This is a genomic window from Amycolatopsis sp. MEPSY49, assembly GCF_051337345.1.
In the GTDB taxonomy this organism is placed as follows: domain Bacteria; phylum Actinomycetota; class Actinomycetes; order Mycobacteriales; family Pseudonocardiaceae; genus Amycolatopsis.
The window spans coordinates 401,674-421,046 of record NZ_JBDLYJ010000008.1 but is presented as its reverse complement, the minus strand read 5'-3'; the positions used below and the strand labels follow the sequence as shown (position 1 = coordinate 421,046).

Sequence of the window (19,373 nt, the reverse complement as noted above, 5' to 3'; positions counted from 1 at the left end):
TGACCAGGATACGGCCGCGTGCCCCTGCCCCGATTCCCCGTCCCCCTCTGCGAGGATGCGGGACGTGACCGGCGTACTTCCCCCCAAGAGTGTGACCCGTCTGCTCGATGGTCTCGACCCCGAGCAGCGCGCCGCCGCAAGTGCCCCGCGGGGGCCGGTCTGCGTACTCGCCGGCGCCGGCACGGGCAAGACCCGCACGATCACCCACCGGATCGCCCACCTCGTCCGGTCCGGGCACGTTTCCGCCGGTCAGGTGCTCGCCGTCACGTTCACCACGCGCGCCGCGGGGGAGATGCGGACCCGGCTGCGCGGCCTCGGCGTCGACGCGGCGCAGGCGCTGACGTTCCACGCCGCCGCCCGCCGCCAGCTGCGTTACTTCTGGCCGCGCGTGGTCGGCGACCGGCCGTGGGACCTGATGGACAACAAGCTGCGGTTCGTCGGCCAGGCCGCGAACCGGAACCGGCTCGGCACCGAGGTCGAGGTGCTGCGCGACCTGGCGAGCGAGATCGAGTGGGCGAAGGCGTCGCTGGTCAGCCCGGACGACTACCCGGCCGTCACCGCGCGCGCCCAGCGCGACATCCCGGCGCCGGCGGCGCAGGTCGCCGAGGTCTACCGGACGTACGAAGAGCTGAAGACCGCGGCGCAGGTGCTCGACTTCGACGACCTCCTGCTGCACACGACGGCGGTGCTCGAGGAACACGGCGTCGTCGCGGAGGAGTTCCGCGACCGCTACCGCTGCTTCGTCGTCGACGAGTACCAGGACGTGACGCCCCTGCAGCAGCGCCTGCTCGACGCGTGGCTCGGCGGCCGCGACGACCTGACCGTCGTCGGCGACGCGAACCAGACCATCTACTCCTTCGGCGGCGCGTCGCCGCGGCCGCTGCTGGAGTTCACCCGGCGCTACCCGGACGCGACCGTCGTCCGGCTCGAGCGCGACTACCGGTCGACGCCCGAGGTCGTCTCGCTGGCGAACCGGGTCATCGGCGCCGCCCGCGGCCGGCCGGCGGGGTCGCGGCTGAAGCTGATCGGCCAGCGGCCTTCGGGGCCGGAGCCGCGCTTCGCCGAGTTCGACGACGAGGCGGTCGAGGCCGAAGCCGTCGCCCGCCGGGTGCGCGAGCTGCTGGACGGCGGCGTCGCGGCGAGCGAGATCGCGGTGCTGTACCGGGTGAACGCTCAGTCGGAGGCGTACGAGTCGGCGCTGGCCGAGGCGGGCATCCCGTACCTGGTCCGCGGCGGCGAGCGGTTCTTCAACCGCACGGAGGTCCGCCAGGCGATGTCGGCGCTGCGCGCCGCGAGCGGCGACGGCAGCTCCGACCTGGTCACGACGGTCCGGTCGGTGCTCGCCCGCGTCGGCCTCACCGAGTCCCCGCCCGCGGGTGGCGCGGCGAAGGAGCGGTGGGACGCGCTCCTGGCGATCGTCGAGCTGGCGGAGGAGCTGGCGTCGACGGTTTCCGACGCCGACCTGCCGCGGTTCTGCGCCGAACTCGACCAGCGCGCGGCGGCCCAGCACCCGCCGACGGTCGAGGGCGTGACGCTGGCGTCGCTGCACGCGGCGAAGGGCCTGGAGTGGGACGCGGTGTTCCTGGTCGGCCTGGCCGAGGGAACGGTCCCGATCCTCCACGCGGGCGACGACGAAGCGGCGATCGAGGAGGAGCGCCGGCTGTTTTATGTGGGCGTCACGCGGGCCCGCGAGCACTTGTGGCTTTCGTGGGCGCTGGCCCGGACACCGGGGGGCCGCCGCAACCGACGTCGCAGCCGGTTCCTGTACGGCCTGATCCCGGAGGACCACCCGGCCGCCCGGGTGGCCCGAACCCAGCAGAAGCCGGCGGCGCCGATCAAGACGCGCTGCCGCGTGTGCGGCGGCCCGCTGCTGGAGACGATCGACGTCAAGCTGGGCCGCTGCGGGCGGTGCCCGTCCACAGTGGATGAGGGACTGCTGGAGCGCTTGAAGTCGTGGCGCGGCGACCGGGCGCGGGAGCTGAAGGTGCCGGCGTTCGTGGTGTTCACGGACGCGACGCTGATGGCGATCGCGGAGCAGCGCCCGACGGACGAGGCGGCGCTGGTGTCGATCTCGGGAATCGGCGCGACGAAGCTCGAGCGGTTCGGCACGGAAATCCTCGGGGTGGTCAGGGCCTCGGCAGGCTCTTGAGGCAGTCCGGTCGCGCCGGGGCCGGCTTGGTCCGGCCGGTCGTGCCCCGGAACGGCCTGGTCCTCGCGGTCGCGCCGCTGCCTGCGGGTGGTCGCGCCGGCGTTTCCGGGCGGCTGGGGTGGTCGTGCCGGGATGCTCGGTCCGGCTGGGCGTGCGCCTGGGGCGGCTCGGCCGGGCAGTGTGTGGGCTGCCGGTTCGGCTCGGGCGGTCGTGCCGGGATCGCCGGGATGCTCGGTCCGGCCGGGCAGTGCGTGGGCTGCCGGTTCGGCTCGGGCGGTCGTGCCGGGGCCGGCGCGCGGCGTGGCTCGGTTCGGGTGGTCGTCCGCGCGGTGGGGGAGGCGGGCGCGGTTCGGCCGCGTCGGCCTTCCGTGGCTGCCGGCGGCGCCGACGGTGGTCGTCGCGTCTCGGGCCGCTCATGCCGTCTTGACCGCGTCCGGGCCATGATCCACGCGGCGAACCCGCTGCTCAGGGGCGATCTTCGTATCTTCGAGGATTTTCCCGTTAATTGAGTTGCCCCGGTGTGGTGGGGGGCAATAACCTGCCAGTACCGAGCCCGAAGGGCTCGGCTGGGGATCCACGTGCAGAGCCTAGACACACAGCGCCGCTCGGCGGCCGTGTGTGCAGAGTACAGAAGGAGGTGCCGGTGAAATGATCAGCAACATGACGCTCACGAACCCGGGCACCCGTCTGTCCTGCGCCGCGGAAGTCTCGGCTGCTCAGCGCCCGGGCACCGGTGTGCCCGTGAGCGCGCACGAGGTCCGTGGCATGCGTCGCGTGGAGCGGCGTTGGGCCACCGGTGTCGTCGTCTTCGGGACGCAGGGCGTTCTCGCCGCGTACCCGCAGGCCGATCTGCCGACCATCAAGCAGTTCCGTGTTCCGTTGTCGATACGGGAGCGAAGTTCCTGACCTAGTCAGGACACGAGGCTCACGAAGGCCGCGGAACCGGAAAACCCGGATCCGCGGCCTTCGTGTTTTTGGCTGCACAACCCAAGAGGACCAGCATTGCCCAGCTCCATCTCCCAACCGAAAACCCGTACGACACAAGGAGGAACTGCCATGTCTTCGGCCATCGCCTACACCTCGGGTGAGGCAATATTCGCCGACCTGCTCGACCCCATCGCCGTGCCGGACGCGGCTCTGCCCTGCCGTTCGGGCGACGCGGACCTGTGGTTCGCCGAGTCCCCGGCCGAGCTCGAGCGCGCGAAGGCGCAGTGCGCCGACTGCCCGGTCCGCGAGGCCTGCCTCGCGGGTGCCCTGGCCCGGCGCGAGCCCTGGGGCGTCTGGGGCGGCGAGATCTTCGAGCGCGGCGTCGTGATCGCGCGCAAGCGGCCCCGTGGCCGCCCGCGCAAGAACGCCGCTGTCGAGCCCGTCGCGGCCAAGGACCGCGGCGATCACCGGAGCGCCGCCGCATGAGCGTCGAACCGGTCACCGCGAAGGACTACGAAGCGCGGATCTGCCGTCCGCAGCTGCAACTGACGAAGACCGAGATCGAGGAGATCAGCGAGATGTTGCTTTACGAAGAACTGTCCAGGGCCCGAATACGGGATCTGGAGGAAGGGGTCCGCGCCCAGCGGGCCCGAGGTAGCGCGCGTGCTGTACGCCGCTGGACGCGGGTAGCCCGATGGGCGAGCCGCCGAGCGGAGCGGTACCAGCTGGACCAGGACTGAGCGCAGGCCCCCGCCGCCCCCAAGCGGCGGGGGCCGTCGTGCTGGTCAGCGGACGACCGGACGCCGGTGGGTCGCGGTGGCCACGGCGCTCGCGGCCGGCGCCTTTGATGTGGGCAGCCGAGCATCGTCCGTGCCGGCAACTGGGCAGCGGTCGCCTTTGTGCTGGTCACCGGAGGGTGCCTGGTGTGCCGGCTCGGACGGCCAGTGCGCTGGGAACGCGCGGCCGTGCGGTGTCAGCCAAGTGCTGCCGTCGGGGCCCTTTGCCGGTCGGAGGGGTGTCCGGGCGCGTCGTCGTGGCCGTCATCGGGCGTGCTCGAGTCTTGGCTGCTTCTTTGCCTCCTTTGGGTGCCGTTCGCATGCGTCGGGGTGGCGGGAATGCTGGTGTTCAATGGGGTGATGTCCGCACACACCCACGACGACATCGACTGGGCCGACCGGCTCGCTCAGCTGCGCATGGCCGATGCCCTCGACGCCGGGGCGCTCGCGCCCGTCGCGCGGCGGTTGGTCGAGCGCCTCCCCTCGCGGCCGACCGTGCTCGATGTCGGGTGCGGGGCCGGTGGCATGAGCGTGCTCTTCACTCGTGAGCTTGCTCGGCGGGGCGGGGGCACCGTTGTGCTGCTCGATGCCACCGCCGTGCTGCTGGCCGATGCTCAGCGAGCCGTGCGTGAGGCGGCCGGTGGGGACGTCGAGGTCGTCGGCGTGCACGGGGATCTTGCCGATCCGCGGCTGGCCGAGCGCGTGCCCGCTCCCGATCTGGTGTGGGCCTCCGGCGTTGTGCACCACGTCGGCGACCAGCAGGCCGCTTTGCGCGCCTTGGCCGGCCTGGTGCGGCCTGGCGGAGTGCTCGCCATTGGCGAGGGTGGGCTCGAGATGCGGTGCCTCCCTTGGGATGTCGGGGTGGGACGGCCCGGGCTGGAGCAGCGGTTGCTCGCCGCGCGGGGTGAGTGGTTCGGCGAGATGCGGGCCGGGCTGCCTGGCAGCGTGGCCATGCCCTACGGCTGGCCCCGCGCTCTTCGCGAGGCCGGGCTCGAGGACGTCGAGTCGTTCGGTGCGCTCATCGATCACCCCATGCCGGGCTCGGACCTCTTGCGGGAGTACGTCGTGCACCGGATCGGGTGGCTCGCCGAGTCGGCCGGGGATCGGCTCGACGCCGATGATCGCGCGGCCGTCGCCGCGCTGACCGATCCGGACGGTCCGGACTTCCTCGGCCGGCGCGACGACCTCTTCCTGTTCGGCGCCAAGGCGATCCACTGTGGACGGTTGCCGTGAGTGCCCCGGAGCCGGTCGGGTGCACGCGCTGCGGCCGGATCCGCGCCGCGGACGAAGACCCGGCTACGGCGCTCGCCTGGGTTTCCAGCCGCGAGCGGGGTGCGGTGACGTGGCTGTGCCCGGACTGTGCGCGGCAGCACGTGCGCGACATCGAGGGCAAGCTGCCCGACGAGTACTGGTGATCGATCGGCGCACTTGTGACGGTTCGAGTGGCCGCGTGTTCGGCCGCCCGGACGGGTGGGGTGTGCTGGTGCGCGGACTGGTGAGCTGTCGGTGTTGGCTGCGCCGTGGGTTGGTGGGTTGTTCAGCCGCGTGGATGGGTGAGTTGGCCGGGTGGGCCGCTTTGCGGGTTGGCGGCGCTTGTCCACCGGTGTTCTGGCGCCCGGACGGGTGGGGTGTTCTGCTGCGCGGACTGGTGAGCTGCCGGCGCTGGCTGCGCCGCGGGTTGGTGGGTTGATCAGCCGCGCGGATGGGTGAGTCGGCCGGGCGGGCCGCCTTGCGGGTTGGCGGCGCTTGTCTACAGGTGTTATGACGCCGGGACGGGTGGTGCGCGTTGACGGGGGCGTTCGTGGGGCTGCCGGAGGGTGCGGTGACCGGCCGCGGCATGTTCGTCATGCCGCGTCTCCGATCGGGGTCATCGGGATCGCTCGGACCTTGGGACGCGGGGTGCGGGACGCGTCGCCGAAAGCCTGGGCCAGCTCTTGCGCCACCTCGCGGGGGACCTGCTTCAGCTGGCGGACCGTGCAGCGGACCAGGACTATGCCCGTCGCCGCCAGGGCGAGGTGGGAGAACCCGCCCGTTCCGGGGCCGCAGCGGTACTGCCAGGCCAGCCCCAGCTCGTCCCACCACGCGTCCGCGTCGCCGATGCGGCGGCCTCGGCGGTCGCAGATCGTCACGTCCCACGTCGGCTGGGGGAGGCGAGCCATGTCCATCACCTGCGCCGCCAGGCCGTGGGCCTGGATCGGCCCTTCGTCGAGCTCGCGGAGCACCTTCCGGACCAGCGCCGTGCCGCGTTGGGGGCCTTCCGCCAGCTCCGTCAGCAGCTCTTCGCGGTCGCACAGACCCCAGTAGAGCGGGAGCGTCAGCAGGTGCCGGATCCGCGCCGGGTCGGGCTCGGCCCTTGCCAGGTCGAGCGTGGCTCGTGACGGCGGGGCGAACGGCAGCCCGTCGACCACCGCCGGCTCCGGCATCCGGGCCGTGCGCGCCGCGCTGACGCCGTCGCAGGGCGCCACCCGGCAATGGTCCGGCACCAGCAGCCGGATCTCGCCGTCCGCGGGGCATTGCACGCCGTGGGCCCGCAACGCGTCGGCGCCCGTGATCACCACCCTCGGGCCGTAGCGCACCAGCGCGGCGTGCAGCCGCTGCTGCCGCGTCGGGGTGCTGTTGCGCAGCAGGACTACACCGGGGTGCAGGCGGCGCCACGGCCCGCCGGGGCCGCAGAGCCGCCGGGTTCTTCGATCCGACACCCCGGCTTTTCGCAGTTGTTCGAGGTTCATCACCTCGCACGTGCCGGGGTTACTGAGGGCCAGCGGGTCGGTGCATTGAGTAGCGGTCATGGATCGAGCATGACGGCTCGGCCAACCGGGTGGAACCCCGATCCCCGCAGCTGTGGACAACTCGCCGGAATCCGCCCGTTCGCGGCCCGGCCTGTGGACAACTCAGCCGGCGAATCCGGGCTGCCAGCGCTCCACGATGCCCCGGGCCGGGATCTCCGCGTCGAGCTGGCAGAGGATGCCCGTCGACCCCGCCGTCACGCGGTGGATCATCAGGTACTCGGGCGGCAGGTTGAGCGACCGCCCGACCCGGAAGTCGTTGCCGCGGCTGTCGCCGACCCGCCAGGCCTGCCTCTGCATCCACTTGCGCGTGAAGTGGAAGGTGGGCTCGGCCAGCGGCTCGGTGAACGGCGCCAGGTACGTGAGCACCTCGTCCGCGGTCAGGTCGCTGTCCGGCCGGATGAACCGGTTCTCCCGCAGCACGCGCATGAGCTCGGCGGACTCGCCGTCCAGGGCCAGCCGCGTCATCTCGCCCAGGTGGCGGGGGATGCCGTCGGGCAGCCGGGCCACGCCGCCGAAGTCGATGACGCACAGCCGGTCGTCCTCGGTGATCATGAAGTTGCCGGGGTGCGGGTCCGAGTGCAGCAGGTGGACGCGCTCGGGCGACGAGTAGTGGAACTCGGCCAGCAGCCGGCCCGCCAGGTTCCGTGTCTCGCGGTCGCCGTCCGAGATGACCTTGGACAGCGGGGTGCCGGTCGCCCACTCGGTCACGACGACCTTCGGTGCGCTGGCCACCACGCGCGGCACCAGGATGCCGGGATCGCCGTCGAACGCCTTCGCGAAGGCGCGCTGGTGCTGGGCCTCGGCCTGGTAGTCGAGCTCCTCGTTCATCCGCTCGGCGAGCTCGGCCAGCAGCGGCTTGACCTCGGTGCCGGGCACGAACGCCTGGAACAGCCTGCTGAACCGCTGCAGCTGCCGCAGGTCGCTGCGCAACGCCTCGTCGGCGCCCGGGTATTGGACCTTGACCGCGACCTCGCGGCCGTCGTGCCAGACCGCGCGGTGCACCTGGCCGATGCTCGCGGCCGCCGCGGGCTCGTCGTCGAACGAGGCGAACCGGCTGGTCCACGTGCGGCCCAGCTGCTCGGCGAGCACGCGGTGGGTCTGCCGGGCCGGCATCGGCGGCGCCGCGGCCTGCAGCTTCGTCAACGCCTCGCGGTAGGGCTTCGCCATGTCGTCCGGCACTGCCGCCTCGAACACGCTGAGGGCCTGGCCGAACTTCATCGCGCCGCCCTTGAGCGTGCCGAGCACCTCGAACAGCTGCTCGGCGGCCTTCGCCGACAGCGTCGCGTTGACTTGTTCCGCGCTCTGACCGGCCAGCCGCTTGCCCCACCCGCCGACCGCCCGCCCGGCGATCCCGAGCGGAAGACTGGCGAGCTTGGCGGTGCGGGCGGCACCTTTGCGCGGCATCGCGGTGTCACGATCGCCTGGGTCGCGGAAGTCGGTCACCTCCGCGATTCTGCCTTGCGTCCTCGGCGGCGCGCAGCCTGCTCGCGGCGTCTTAGTGGCCTACGTCTCCTGTTGCACCGCCGGGGCGCCGCACCCGCACCAGGCGTGCGGAGGCCAGCCGCGGTGGCGGATGCGGCCGTCGAAGGCGTCGATCTCGAGGGTCGCGTTCCACGTCGGCGGCGGCGGTTCCGCGGGCGAGAGCAGCCGCATGGCCTGGGCGACGGCCAGCGACGCGCAGGCGTGGACCGCGCCGAGGTCGGGTCGCTGGTGCCGGCCGGTCAGCTGGCCGGCGACGCGGGGCCAGCACGGGTCGAGGTCGGTCCGGTGCAGGTCGGCGCACCGCAGGCAGGAGCTGCGGCCCGGGACGACGAGCGGGCCGACGATGGCCGTTCCGTCGCGGACGCGGGCGAGCAGGTGCGTGACGCCGTCCGCCATCAGCTCGGCGACGACCTCCGGCGCCGGGACGACGGCGTCGGTGAGCAGCGCCAGCTCCGGGTACCGGTCGTGCAGGCGCGTGACGCGGACTTGCGGGTCGACGCGGCGGAGCAGGTCGCCGAGGGCCTGCCGCCGCGGCCGGCCCAGGTCGGCCTCGGTGAAGCCGGTGCCCAGGTCGTACTCGGTCACCGTGCCGGGGAGCTCGAGCTCGACGTGGCCGATCCCGGCGTTGGCCAGCAGCACGGCGACCGCGACCGCCACCCGGCCGTCGCCGTGCACGGTGACCGCGGTGGCGCGGCGCCGGTCCGCCAGCGCGGCCTGGTGGTGGCGGGCGCGCAGCGACCAGAGGCCGGTTTCGCCGCGGAAGGCCGGGCCGTCCGGTTCGCCCGCGTCGGTGACCAAGCCGAGCGCGGTCAGCTGCCGGAGGAGGGTGCGCAGCTGATCGCGGTGTTCGCTCTCCGCGAGCAAAAGCCGCTCGACGGGCTCGCTGCCGTCCAGTGCGCGCAGCCGTTCGACGAGGCTGGGCGGCAGCCCTTCGACGATCACGCCGTGGCGCGGGTCGAGCCCGAGCTGGATCTCCCGCGACCCGCGTTCGAGCACCGTGATGCCCGGGAGCAGGGCGGGATGGGCCGGCAGGAGCACCGGTGGCATGTCCGCGGTCGAGAGGATCATGTCCGCAGGATGGCACCCGGTGGCGACGGGCCGGCTCCGGAAGGCGCCGGATCGGCCGAGTTGTCCACAAGTGAAGGGGGCTGTGGACAACTCGGGTCTGTGACCTCAACGCGCTCGGAGTTGTCGGTGCCTGGCCTTACCGTTGTCGGGTGGTCGAAGCACGGACGCCCTCGCTGAGAGGCAGGGGGGAGACGAACCCCCCGTCGGACACACCTGAACACAAGGTCGAAGTGCGGCGCAGCCAGCGCCGGCACCGGACGGTCACCGCGTACTGGAAGGACGACACGCTGGTCGTGCTCATCCCCGCGCGGATGACCAGGGCGGAGGAGAAACACTGGGTCGCCGAGATGGAGCGCAAGCTGCAGCGCGCGGAACCACGTCGGCCGGCGCCCCCGAAGTCGTCGGACGATGCCCTGCTGGCGCGCTGCACGCTGCTGTCGGGCAAGTACCTGGACGGCACCGCGGTGCCGGCGAGCGTCCGCTGGGTGCCGCCGATGCGCACGCGGTGGGCGTCGTGCACGCCGGTCGACGCGACGATTCGGGTCAGCGACCGGCTGCGGAAGGTCCCTCCTTGGGTGCTGGACTACGTGCTGGTGCACGAGCTGGCGCACCTGCGCGAGCCCGGGCACGACGCGGCGTTCTGGTCGCTGGTGCGGCGGTATCCGAAGATGGACCGGGCGATGGGATACCTCGAGGGGCTGGCCGCGGCCGCCGGGTGGGGGATCGATACCGAGGATTGAGCTGGTGACGGTGGCCGGGGTGANCGCGAGCCCGGGCACGACGCGGCGTTCTGGTCGCTGGTGCGGCGGTATCCGAAGATGGACCGGGCGATGGGATACCTCGAGGGGCTGGCCGCGGCCGCCGGGTGGGGGATCGATACCGAGGATTGAGCTGGTGACGGTGGCCGGGGTGACCTGCGGGTCGCCCCGGTCGCCGGTTCGGGGCGCAGGGTGGCGGAAAGCAGGAAGCCGGTGGTCCGCGGACCACCGGCTTCCCGAAGACCACCCGGGGCTACGCCGGGGTCTCGCCCTCCTCGGGCGGGGTGTTCTTGTTCTTCTCCTCGCGCTCGGAGCGCTCCGTGCGCTCCAGTTCCGCGATCGGGTCGAGGTCGTCCAGCGAACCCGTCTCGCCGACGCGGTCCGCGAAGTCGATCGGCTCGTCCAGGTCCTCCGCCGTCGGCATCAGGTCCGGGTGGGACCACAGGCCGTCGCGCTTCTCGGAACCGTGGCGGTCGCCCACCAGCTTCCACAGGTTCGACGCGTCCCGCATGCGGCGGGGGCGCAGCTCCAGGCCGACCAGGGTGGCGAACGTCTGCTCGGCCGGGCCGCCCGTCGCGCGGCGGCGGCGCAGCGTCTCGCGCAGCGCGTCCGCTCCCGGCAACCGGTCGCCGACCGCTTCGGCCACCACCACGTCCACCCAGCCCTCCACCAGGGCGAGCAGCGTCTCCAGGCGCCTCAGCGCACCCTTCTGCTCCTCCGTCGTCTGGGGCTCCAGCAGCCCGGACGACATCGCTTCCTCGATGCTCGCCGGGTTGGCCGGGTCGATGCGGCCGGCCAGCGACTCCAGCGCCGACGTGTCCACCGAGATGCCGTGCGCGAACTCCTCGACCGTCGCCAGCAGGCGCTGGCGCAGCCACGGCACGTGCGTGAACAGCCGCTGGTGCGCCGCCTCACGGGCGGCCAGGAACACCAGGATCTCGCTGTTCGGCAGCTCCAGGCCCTCGGCGAACTTCTCGATGTTCGCCGGCAGCAGCGCCGACGTGCCGGCCGGGGCCAGCGGGAGGCCGATCTCGGACGCGGTCAGCATCTCGGACGCCAGCTGGGCCAAGGCCTGCCCGAGCTGGGAGCCGAAGGCCATCCCGCCCATCTGGCCCATCATCTGCAGCAGCGGACCGGCGGCCTGCTTGGCCTCTTCCGGCAGCGCCTGCATCCACGCGCCCGAGATCTGCTGCGCCACCGGGTCGCAGAGGCGCTGCCACGTCGGCAGCGTCTTCTCGACCCAGGTGCGCGGCGACCAGGCGACCGTCGACGTCGCGCCGGCGGGGAACACCGTCGCCGCGTCGAGCCACAGCTCGGCGAGGTGGGCGGCGTCACGCACGGCGGCGTTCGCGTCGTCACCACCGCGGAAGCCGAGCTTGCTCTCGCCGGTGTTGCCGGCGCTGCCGAGGTTCTGCAGGGCGATCTGCTTGGCGAGGTCGTAGTTCACCGGCCCGCTGGAGCTGCCGGCCTGGCTGAGCATCTGGCCCAGCTGGCTCAGCATCTGCCCGAGCTGGTTGAAGGCCTCGGCACCGGAGGGCTCCGAAGGCTCGTTCTCACCTCGTTTGTCGGGATCGGACGGTCCGAAGCCGAACGGGGGTTTGCTCATGTGTCCACCGTACGCGGGTCGGACGCGCCTGAGCGCGTCAACCGGACCCATGTGCGTGGCCTTCACCGACAAGCGAACACGGTCACCGTACGCTGTCACGCGTGACCAAGTCCTCCGAGCAGACCGCGCCCGCGAAGAGCAGCCCGGACCCCGGCGCCGAGCCCACCGGCGAGGCCGGGCGGATGACCCGCCGCGGCTGGACGCTCGTGGTCAGCGGCTCGCTGTTCCTCGTCTTCGTGGTGCTCGGCCTGGTCGTGCCGGTGCCGTTCGTGGCGATCAGCCCCGGCCCGACCTACGACACGCTCGGTCGCGACGCCGCGGGCAACTCCGTCATCCAGGTCACCGGGCACGAGACCTTCCAGACCACCGGCGAGCTCCGGATGACGACCGTCTCGCTGCACGACGGCGTCACGCTCTTCCAGGGCCTCGGCTTCTGGGCCAGCGGCCGCTACGCGCTCGCGCCGCGCGAGGAGTACTTCAAGCCCGGCGAGACGAACGAGCAGGTCAAGCAGGAGAACATCCAGCAGCTGCAGGACTCGCAGACGAACGCGCAGGTCGCCGCCCTGCGCAAGCTCGGCTACCCGATCAAGGTGCTGGCGAAGCAGATCGTCTCCGGCAGCCCCGCCGACCACGTGCTCTCGCCCGGCGACAAGCTGATCACCGTCAACGGCAAGAAGATCGTCGAAGCCGCCGACGTGCGCAACGCGCTGGCCGGCACGCTGCCCGGCCAGACCGTGCAGATCACCTTCCAGTCGGACGGCCAGCCGGAGCGGACCGTGCCGCTCACGCTCGCCTCGCGGCCCGACCGCAAGGAGGGCTTCATCGGCCTCACCGCGGTCGACCGCGCCGACGCGCCCTTCACCGTCAACATCTCGCTGCAGGACGTCGGCGGCCCGTCGGCCGGCCTGATGTTCACCCTCGCGATCATCGACCGGCTGCAGCCCGGCGACCTCGCGGGCGGGCGGCACATCGCCGGCACCGGCGAGATCACCGAGACCGGCGAGGTCGACCCGATCGGCGGGATCTCGTTCAAGGTCGTCGGCGCGCGGGAGGCCGGCGCCACCGACTTCCTGGTGCCCGAGCACAACTGCGCCGAGGCCAAGACGAACGCGCCCGCCGGGCTCAACCTCATCAAGGTGTCCACACTGGACGACGCGCTCGCCCAGCTGGCCAACCTGAAGGCGGGCCGGCCGACGGCCTCCTGCTAGGGGAGGAGCGTCGCCTTGAGGGCCTCGAGGAGGTTCGGCGCCAGGTCCGGGCTCTCGACGATCTCGTCGACCGACTCGTCGCCGCCCATCCCGCGCAGCCGCATGGCGCACGCGCCTTCGCCGTCGCGCAGGACCGCGGCGACCAGGCGGGCTTCCGTCCGCCGCGGGTGGTCGGCGGCCGCGCGGCGCAGGCTGTCGGCGTCGGCCTCGGCGATGTCCGGCAGCTCCGACTCCGAGCCCGGCGGCAGCACGATGATCTCCTGGGCGAGCGCGCACCCGATCACCAGATCGGGCCACGCGATCCGGCCCAGCGCCTCGGCGAGGTCGCCTTCGGGCAGCGCTTCCTGCGCCACCGGCGTCAGCGGGTTCGCCCGGTCGAGCTGCCCGGCCAGCTCCGGCTGCTCGTCCAGCAGCGCCGCCGTCGGGACCAGCGCGAACAGCTGCGGGGGCTGGTCCCAGCCGCCCGCGGCCATGAACTCCTCGATCTCGCGGGCGAGAGCGGCCACGCCGGCCTGCTGCGATTCCATGCGCACATCGTGTCAGGCCGGTGCGCGCGACGACCTCGCGAGTCCGGTTTGGGCGGGTCCCGGGAACTTCCCCGGGCATCCGTAGAGTTAGGGAATCAGGGGGCGCGTGCGCCCCTGTTCAAGTGCTGACGAATGACAGGAGCGTGCACCGTGGCGACTCGGCCCCCGGTGAGCCTGCCGAAGCTGTCCCGGCGGAGCCGGATCCTCCTCATCATCGCCGCGGTGATCGTGCTGGCGCTCCTGCTCGGGGCCCGCTTGCTCGACACGTACGTCGACTGGTTGTGGTTCGGTGAAGTCGGTGCCCGCTCGGTGTTCACCACCCAGGTGGTCACGAGGATCATCCTGTTCTTCGCCGTCGGGTTGCTGGTCGGCGGGGCGCTCGCGATCAGCCTGATGAGCGCCTACCGCACCCGCCCGGTGTTCGTGCCGATCTCCGGCGCCGACGACCCGCTGGCGCGCTACCGCTCCGCGATCGTCGCCCGGATCCGGCTCTTCGGCATCGGCATCCCGGTGCTCACCGGTCTCATCGCCGGCCTGTCCGCCCAGGGCGACTGGCAGGTCGTGCAGCTGTTCCTCAACGGCACCTCGTTCGGCCAGACCGACCCCGAGTTCGGCAACGACGTCGGCTTCTACGCCTTCGACCTGCCGTTCTACAACTGGCTGCTCGGCTGGCTGTTCATCACCGTCGTCATCTCCTTCTTCGGCGCCCTGATCTCGCACTACGTCTTCGGCGGCATCCGGCTGGCCGGCAAGGGCGGGCAGCTCGCCGGCCCGACGCGCGCGCAGCTCGCCATCACCGTCGGCATCTTCGTGCTCCTGAAGGCGGCCGAGTACTTCTTCGACCGGTACAACCTGCTGCTGTCCGACCGCGGCGCGCCGCTGTTCATCGGCGCCACCTACACCGACCTGAACGCGGTCCTGCCCGCCAAGCTGATCCTGCTGTGCATCTCGGTGATCTGCGCGATCGCGTTCTTCGCCGGCGCCTTCCTGCGGAACCTGCAGCTGCCGGCGATCGCGCTCGTGCTGCTGATCCTGTCGAGCATCCTGGTCGGCGTCGCGTGGCCCGCGGTCCTCGACCAGTTCTCGGTGAAGCCCAACGCGAACGAGAAGGAAGCCACGTCCATCCAGCGCAACATGGACGCCACCCGCCGCGCCTTCGGCCTCACCGACGTCCAGTACCAGCCCTACACGGGCAGCCCCACGGCCACGCCGGACCAGCTCAAGGCCGACACCGGGACGATGTCGAACATCCGGCTGCTGGACCCGAACATCCTCTCCGACACCTTCACCCAGCGCGTCGGGCGCGAGAACTTCTACGGTTTCCCGGCGAAGCTCGACATCGACCGCTACACCGTCGGCGGCGTGACGCAGGACTACATCGTCGCCGCGAAGGAGATCAAGACCGAGGGCCTGACCGGCAACCAGACCAGCTGGATCAACAAGCACCTCGTCTACACCCACGGCAACGGCTTCGTCGCCGCGCCGGCCAACACGATCGACCGCGCGGTCAAGGACGCCAACTCCGACGGCGGCTACCCGATCGCCACCACCAGCGACACGCAGAACCCGTCGGGCGCCGGCTCGCCCGCCGCGGGCCAGCAGGGCATCGAGGTCAAGGAACCGCGGATCTACTACGGCGAGCTGTCCGCCGCGGACTCCGACTACGCCATCGTGGGCGGCAACGGCGCGCCGGGCGAGTACGACACCGCCACCGACCGCTACAACTACAAGGGCACCGGCGGCGTCTCGGTCGACAACTGGTTCAACCGCCTGGCTTTCGCGGCCGAGTACGGCGAACGCAACATCCTGTTCTCCGACGCCATCGGCGACGGCTCCCGGATCATGTACAACCGCGACCCACGGGAACGCGTCAGCAAGGTCGCGCCGTGGCTGACGCTCGACGGCGACCCGTACCCCGCGGTCGTCGACGGCAAGATCCAGTGGATCATCGACGGCTACACGACGATCAACAACTTCCCGTACTCGCAGCAGACGCAGCTGGGCGCGGCGACCAATGACTCGCTCAACGGCGTCGCCCGGCAGGCGAACAGCTCGATCAACTACATCCGGAACTCGGTGAAGGCGACCGTCGACGCCTTCAACGGCACGGTGACGCTGTACTCGATCGACGACAAGGAACCGGTCCTCAACGCCTGGGAGAAGGTCTTCCCCGGGCTCGTGAAGCCGAGCTCCGACATCTCGCCGGACCTGCGGGCGCACTTCCGCTACCCGGAGGACCTGTTCAAGATCCAGCGTGAGCTGCTGTCGCGCTACCACGTCAGCAACCCGCAGGAGTTCTACTCGCAGCAGGCGTTCTGGAGCGTCCCGCAGGACCCGACGGCCGAAGGCGGCTCGAACCCGGCGGCGGCCGGCGCGGCCAACCAGCCCGGCTACTACGTCCTCGCCGACTCGCCGGGGCAGAGCAAGCCGACGTTCCAGCTGACCAGCTCGCTCACCGGTCTGCAGCGGCAGTACCTCGCGTCCTGGATGTCGGTGTCGTCCGATCCGAACGACTACGGGAAGATCCGGGTCCTCCAGCTACCCAGTGCGGCGACGGGGGCGACGCAGGTCGACGGCCCGGTCCAGGTGCAGAACCGGTTCCAGAGCGATCCACGGGTCGCGCAGGACCGGACGCTGTTCAACAACCCCAACGTCATCCCGATCTACGGCAACCTGATCACGCTGCCGGTGGCGCAGGGCTTCCTCTACGTCGAGCCGGTGTACATCCGGCAGCGCAACCAGAACAGCTATCCACAGCTGGCCCGGGTCCTGGTCTCGTACGGGCCGAAGGTCGGCTACGGCGCAACGCTCCAGGAGGCGCTGGACCAGATCTTCGGCGCGGGCACGGGTGAGGCGACGACCACGCCACCGCAGGCGGGCCAGCCCACGACCACGCCACCGACGACGACCCCGCCGACCACGACACCACCCAACTCGAGTGGCGGCAACGCGGCCCTGGACAAGGCCGTGACGGACATCCAGGCGGCGCTCGCGAAGCTGCGGGCGGCTCAGCAGTCCGGGAACTTCACGGACCAGGGTGCGGCCTTGGCGGCGCTCGACGCGGCGGCCAAGGAGTACGAAGCGGCCAAGACGGCGGCGCCGGGGACCAGCACTCCGCCGCCGAGTTCGCAGCCTGGAGGGTGACGTCGCTTACCTAAGGGGTACCTGCTTTGCACCCGTTCGCAACCAGGGCGTAAAGTAGGTACCACGACGCGGGGTGGAGCAGCTCGGTAGCTCGCTGGGCTCATAACCCAGAGGTCGCAGGTTCAAATCCTGTCCCCGCTACGGATGTGGGAGGCGTGTGCTCGCGGAAAACGCGAGCGCGCGCCTCCTTCGCATTTTGGCCCTGGGGGTCGGACCCCCAGACCCCCCGCCAGGGGGGCTTCGCCGCCCCTGGACCCCCCTTCGTGTGGTCGCCCTGTCAAGTCGAGCGAGCCATGGCGGGTTCGTTACGACTACCTCCGGATGTGGTGCCTTCGCCGGGGTTTTCGTCAGCAGGACGAACTTTCCATTGTGGAACGAGTTGCTCGCGTAGCCCTTGTTCGAAGGGAAGTCCGGGAGGCGTGCGCCCGCTGCCGGCTTTCAGGCCAGGTTCAGCTCCTGGCCGCTGCCGGATGTCGACCTGGAACGGGTGGCGCTTGTCCCGGCCGGTGCAGGGCGCCGGGTGTCCGTCCGCGACGTGCGCGGGTGCAGTTCGGCTCCTTTGGCAGGACCGTTCGCTCGTGCATTCGCTCGCGCACCTGAACGTCCACTCCGGCCACTCCCCGATGCCGGGCCGGCCGGACGAGCGGTGCCGCGGCGCCGAGGTGGGCAACCTCCTCGCCGACGTGGCGTAACGCCTGGTCAGCCGCTTGGGGTACCCCGGTGAAAACCCGATGACCACCCCGTGTAATCTATTCAAGTACCACAACGGCGCGGGGTGGAGCAGCTCGGTAGCTCGCTGGGCTCATAACCCAGAGGTCGCAGGTTCAAATCCTGTCCCCGCTACCACGAAGAGGCACGTTCTCGGAAATCCGGGAACGTGCCTCTTTTGTCATGCGCGCACAACTTTCACTGCCGACTTTTCCGCGAAACCGTCGAAACACTGCGGATCCCACGATGTGAACGCTGTTTCCGGGTGGTTGCGGTGCGTGTCCGGAGTGCGCCAAGCCGGGGAAGGCGCCCTGCCGAAGTCACCTGCCTGGCCGCGTCGCGGTGGCTCGCGTGCGGCTGGTTGGACCAAAGCGCCGCCCCCGGTGGTTGCACAGCGTGTCCGCGGTCCACAGTGGACCTGGTCGCATTGGGCCGAACGAGGGGATCTCACTAGCCACAATGGACAGATCCGCTGACCACTGTGGACACAGCGGCCGATAAGTGGGAATCTAGGGGACGTGTCCGAATTGAATGCAACAGCCGCCGCCCTGCTCGGTCTGCTCCACGACGGTCCCGCCACCGGCGGGCAGCTCGTCGCGGGAGCCGGTGAGCGTTTCGGCGCCTTCTTCAGCGTCACCCGCAGCCAGGTGTACCGGGAGCTCCCGGCGCTGTCCAAGGAAGGCCTCGTCCGGCTCGGCAAGCAGGGCCCGCGCTCCAGCCAGCAATACCTGATCACCGCCGCCGGCAAGAAGGCCTTCAAGGCCTGGCTGACGTCCGAGGCCGGCCCCGACCACCTGCGCAGCCCGCTCATCCTGCGGCTCGTGCACGCGGGGTCGCTGACCGCGAAGCAGCGCCAGTCGCTGCTCGAGTCGGCCCGGACGAGCTACGGCCAGCAGCTCGACGACGCGAAGGCGGCCACCAAGGCGGCCGACGGGCCGTACGAGAAGGCCGTCGCCGAGTTCGCCCAGGCTCAGGCCAAGGCCGCCCTCAAGCTGCTCGACGCCATCCCCGCGGCCTGAGGTTCGCGCGCCCACGACCGGCCCTCGCAACCGGTCGTGGGTTTTGCCGTAACCTTGACAAACGTGAGTGATGAGTTCGACGCGGCACTGAAGGACCTGGCCGGCAAGCTGACGCAGATCGAGTCGGTGATGGACCTGGATGCGCTGCGTGCCCAGGTGGCCGATCTCGAGCAGCAGGCTTCGAGCCCGAACCTCTGGGACGACCCGGAGGCGGCGCAGAAGGTCACCAGCCAGCTCTCCCATCGGCAGGGCGAGCTGCGCCGGGTCTCCGACCTGCGCCAGCGGCTCGACGACCTGGGCGTGCTGTACGAGCTCGCCGAGGCCGAGGGCGACGCCGGCAGCATGGGCGAGGCCGAGACCGAGCTCGCCGACCTCGGCAAGTCCATCGACGGCCTCGAGGTCCGCACCCTGCTCTCGGGCGAGTACGACGACCGCAACGCCGTCGTCACCATCCGCTCCGAGGCCGGCGGCGTCGACGCGGCCGACTTCGCCGAGATGCTGCTGCGCATGTACCTGCGCTGGGCGGAGCGCCACGGCTACCCGACCGACGTCTACGACATCTCCTACGCCGAAGAGGCGGGCATCAAGTCGGCGACGTTCAAGGTCAGCGCCCCCTACGTCTACGGCACCCTCTCGGTCGAGCAGGGCACCCACCGGCTCGTCCGGATCTCGCCGTTCGACAACCAGAGCCGCCGCCAGACGTCGTTCGCGCACGTCGAGGTGCTGCCCGAGGTCGAAGAGGTCGACCACGTCGACATCCCGGAGAAGGACATCCGGGTCGACGTCTACCGCTCGTCGGGCCCCGGTGGCCAGAGCGTCAACACGACCGACAGCGCGGTGCGCATCACGCACATCCCGACGAACATCGTCGTCTCCTGCCAGAACGAGAAGTCGCAGCTGCAGAACAAGGCGGCCGCGATGAAGGTCCTCCAGTCCCGGCTGCTGCAGCGCAAGAAGGAAGAAGAGCGCAAGGAGATGGACGCGCTCAAGGACGGCGGCTCCAGCTGGGGCAACCAGATGCGCTCCTACGTGCTGCACCCGTACCAGATGGTCAAGGACCTGCGGACCGAGTATGAGGTCGGCAACCCGTCCGCGGTGCTCGACGGCGAGATCGACGGCTTCCTCGACGCCGGCATCCGCTGGCGGAAGCAGACCGCGGCCGCCTGATCGGTGCGGGGGGTGTTCGCGCGACCGCTCACCGTGCGCAAACAC

At 71.2% G+C, this 19,373-nt stretch carries 16 protein-coding genes, 2 tRNA genes and 1 pseudogene; 14 read left to right on the top strand and 5 right to left on the bottom strand.

Features of this window, described 5'->3' with window-relative positions:
- The first annotated feature begins 55 nt into the window (after positions 1-55).
- The 6 genes from ABFJ78_RS33105 (at position 56) to ABFJ78_RS33080 (ending at position 5,267) form a co-directional block, all read left to right on the top strand.
- Positions 56-2,149 (top strand): ATP-dependent DNA helicase UvrD2, encoded by a 2,094-nt coding sequence (locus ABFJ78_RS33105; RefSeq protein WP_436390700.1) that lies wholly within the window; start codon positions 56-58, stop codon positions 2,147-2,149.
- A gap of 648 nt (positions 2,150-2,797) precedes the next feature.
- Entirely contained in the window at positions 2,798-3,055 is a 258-nt protein-coding gene (locus tag ABFJ78_RS33100; RefSeq protein ID WP_436390698.1) for a hypothetical protein, read from the top strand.
- Between the two features lie 150 nt (positions 3,056-3,205).
- Entirely contained in the window at positions 3,206-3,562 is a 357-nt protein-coding gene (locus ABFJ78_RS33095) for a WhiB family transcriptional regulator (protein WP_372669725.1), read from the top strand.
- Positions 3,559-3,816, top strand: coding sequence for a hypothetical protein (locus ABFJ78_RS33090; RefSeq protein ID WP_372669723.1), 258 nt, complete (start codon positions 3,559-3,561; stop codon positions 3,814-3,816). Before ABFJ78_RS33095 ends, ABFJ78_RS33090 begins: the two co-directional genes overlap by 4 nt.
- Positions 3,817-4,212: 396 nt before the next feature.
- On the top strand, positions 4,213-5,085 hold the full coding sequence (locus tag ABFJ78_RS33085) for a class I SAM-dependent methyltransferase (protein WP_436390696.1): 873 nt from the start codon (positions 4,213-4,215) through the stop codon (positions 5,083-5,085).
- Positions 5,082-5,267, top strand: a complete 186-nt coding sequence (locus ABFJ78_RS33080; RefSeq protein WP_436390695.1) for a hypothetical protein — start codon at positions 5,082-5,084, stop codon at positions 5,265-5,267. The genes ABFJ78_RS33085 and ABFJ78_RS33080 overlap by 4 nt, the downstream gene beginning before the upstream one ends.
- A gap of 429 nt (positions 5,268-5,696) precedes the next feature.
- Here ABFJ78_RS33080 and ABFJ78_RS33075 read toward each other — a convergent pair whose 3' ends face one another.
- From ABFJ78_RS33075 to ABFJ78_RS33065, 3 genes are all read right to left on the bottom strand, one after another.
- On the bottom strand, positions 5,697-6,581 hold the full coding sequence (locus ABFJ78_RS33075) for a hypothetical protein (RefSeq protein ID WP_436390741.1): 885 nt from the start codon (positions 6,579-6,581) through the stop codon (positions 5,697-5,699).
- 162 nt (positions 6,582-6,743) lie between these two features.
- Positions 6,744-8,084, bottom strand: coding sequence for an ABC1 kinase family protein (locus ABFJ78_RS33070; protein WP_436390693.1), 1,341 nt, complete (start codon positions 8,082-8,084; stop codon positions 6,744-6,746).
- A gap of 60 nt (positions 8,085-8,144) precedes the next feature.
- A complete protein-coding gene (locus tag ABFJ78_RS33065) occupies positions 8,145-9,191 on the bottom strand; it encodes a hypothetical protein (RefSeq protein ID WP_436390691.1) in 1,047 nt (348 codons plus the stop codon).
- A 230-nt stretch (positions 9,192-9,421) separates the two neighbouring features.
- Between ABFJ78_RS33065 and ABFJ78_RS33060 the strand changes: the two genes are divergently transcribed.
- Entirely contained in the window at positions 9,422-9,931 is a 510-nt protein-coding gene (locus tag ABFJ78_RS33060) for a M48 metallopeptidase family protein (protein WP_436390689.1), read from the top strand.
- A gap of 24 nt (positions 9,932-9,955) precedes the next feature.
- Positions 9,956-10,081 (top strand): annotated as a pseudogene (locus ABFJ78_RS33055) (metal-dependent hydrolase); the annotation flags it as partial.
- 121 nt (positions 10,082-10,202) lie between these two features.
- Here ABFJ78_RS33055 and ABFJ78_RS33050 read toward each other — a convergent pair.
- Positions 10,203-11,555 (bottom strand): zinc-dependent metalloprotease, encoded by a 1,353-nt coding sequence (locus tag ABFJ78_RS33050; RefSeq protein WP_436390687.1) that lies wholly within the window; start codon positions 11,553-11,555, stop codon positions 10,203-10,205.
- A gap of 101 nt (positions 11,556-11,656) precedes the next feature.
- Between ABFJ78_RS33050 and ABFJ78_RS33045 the strand changes: the two genes are divergently transcribed.
- Entirely contained in the window at positions 11,657-12,763 is a 1,107-nt protein-coding gene (locus tag ABFJ78_RS33045) for a YlbL family protein (RefSeq protein ID WP_436390685.1), read from the top strand.
- On the opposite strand, the gene ABFJ78_RS33040 is transcribed toward ABFJ78_RS33045, so the two are convergent.
- Positions 12,760-13,290: a PPA1309 family protein gene (locus ABFJ78_RS33040; protein ID WP_436390683.1), complete on the bottom strand. Its 531-nt coding sequence runs from the start codon at positions 13,288-13,290 to the stop codon at positions 12,760-12,762. The two genes, ABFJ78_RS33045 and ABFJ78_RS33040, sit on opposite strands and share 4 nt — an antisense overlap.
- Positions 13,291-13,440: 150 nt before the next feature.
- Here ABFJ78_RS33040 and ABFJ78_RS33035 point away from each other — a divergent pair, with 150 nt between their 5' ends.
- The 5 genes from ABFJ78_RS33035 to prfB all read left to right on the top strand — a co-directional run bounded on the left by ABFJ78_RS33035 (position 13,441) and on the right by prfB (position 19,328).
- Positions 13,441-16,434 carry a UPF0182 family protein gene (locus ABFJ78_RS33035; RefSeq protein ID WP_436390681.1) on the top strand — a complete coding sequence of 998 codons (2,994 nt, stop codon included), beginning with the start codon at positions 13,441-13,443 and terminating at the stop codon, positions 16,432-16,434.
- Between the two features lie 67 nt (positions 16,435-16,501).
- Positions 16,502-16,575, top strand: a tRNA-Met gene (locus tag ABFJ78_RS33030).
- A gap of 628 nt (positions 16,576-17,203) precedes the next feature.
- Positions 17,204-17,280 (top strand) — tRNA-Met (locus ABFJ78_RS33025).
- Positions 17,281-17,660: 380 nt separating this feature from the next.
- Positions 17,661-18,161, top strand: a complete 501-nt coding sequence (locus ABFJ78_RS33020) for a PadR family transcriptional regulator (RefSeq protein ID WP_247014366.1) — start codon at positions 17,661-17,663, stop codon at positions 18,159-18,161.
- A 63-nt stretch (positions 18,162-18,224) separates the two neighbouring features.
- Entirely contained in the window at positions 18,225-19,328 is a 1,104-nt protein-coding gene (prfB, locus tag ABFJ78_RS33015) for a peptide chain release factor 2 (RefSeq protein WP_436390679.1), read from the top strand.
- Positions 19,329-19,373 lie beyond the last annotated feature (45 nt).

Bases quoted from the DNA above. Each gene is read 5' to 3' on its own strand.
- ABFJ78_RS33100 (WP_436390698.1), top strand. From the start codon at position 2,798: ATGATCAGCAACATGACGCTCACGAACCCGGGCACCCGTCTGTCCTGC.
- ABFJ78_RS33040 (WP_436390683.1), bottom strand. From the start codon at position 13,290: ATGGAATCGCAGCAGGCCGGCGTGGCCGCTCTCGCCCGCGAGATCGAG.
- ABFJ78_RS33095 (WP_372669725.1), top strand. From the start codon at position 3,206: ATGTCTTCGGCCATCGCCTACACCTCGGGTGAGGCAATATTCGCCGAC.
- ABFJ78_RS33050 (WP_436390687.1), bottom strand. From the start codon at position 11,555: ATGAGCAAACCCCCGTTCGGCTTCGGACCGTCCGATCCCGACAAACGA.
- ABFJ78_RS33075 (WP_436390741.1), bottom strand. From the start codon at position 6,581: ATGAACCTCGAACAACTGCGAAAAGCCGGGGTGTCGGATCGAAGAACC.
- ABFJ78_RS33065 (WP_436390691.1), bottom strand. From the start codon at position 9,191: ATGATCCTCTCGACCGCGGACATGCCACCGGTGCTCCTGCCGGCCCAT.
- ABFJ78_RS33105 (WP_436390700.1), top strand. From the start codon at position 56: ATGCGGGACGTGACCGGCGTACTTCCCCCCAAGAGTGTGACCCGTCTG.
- ABFJ78_RS33090 (WP_372669723.1), top strand. From the start codon at position 3,559: ATGAGCGTCGAACCGGTCACCGCGAAGGACTACGAAGCGCGGATCTGC.
- ABFJ78_RS33085 (WP_436390696.1), top strand. From the start codon at position 4,213: ATGTCCGCACACACCCACGACGACATCGACTGGGCCGACCGGCTCGCT.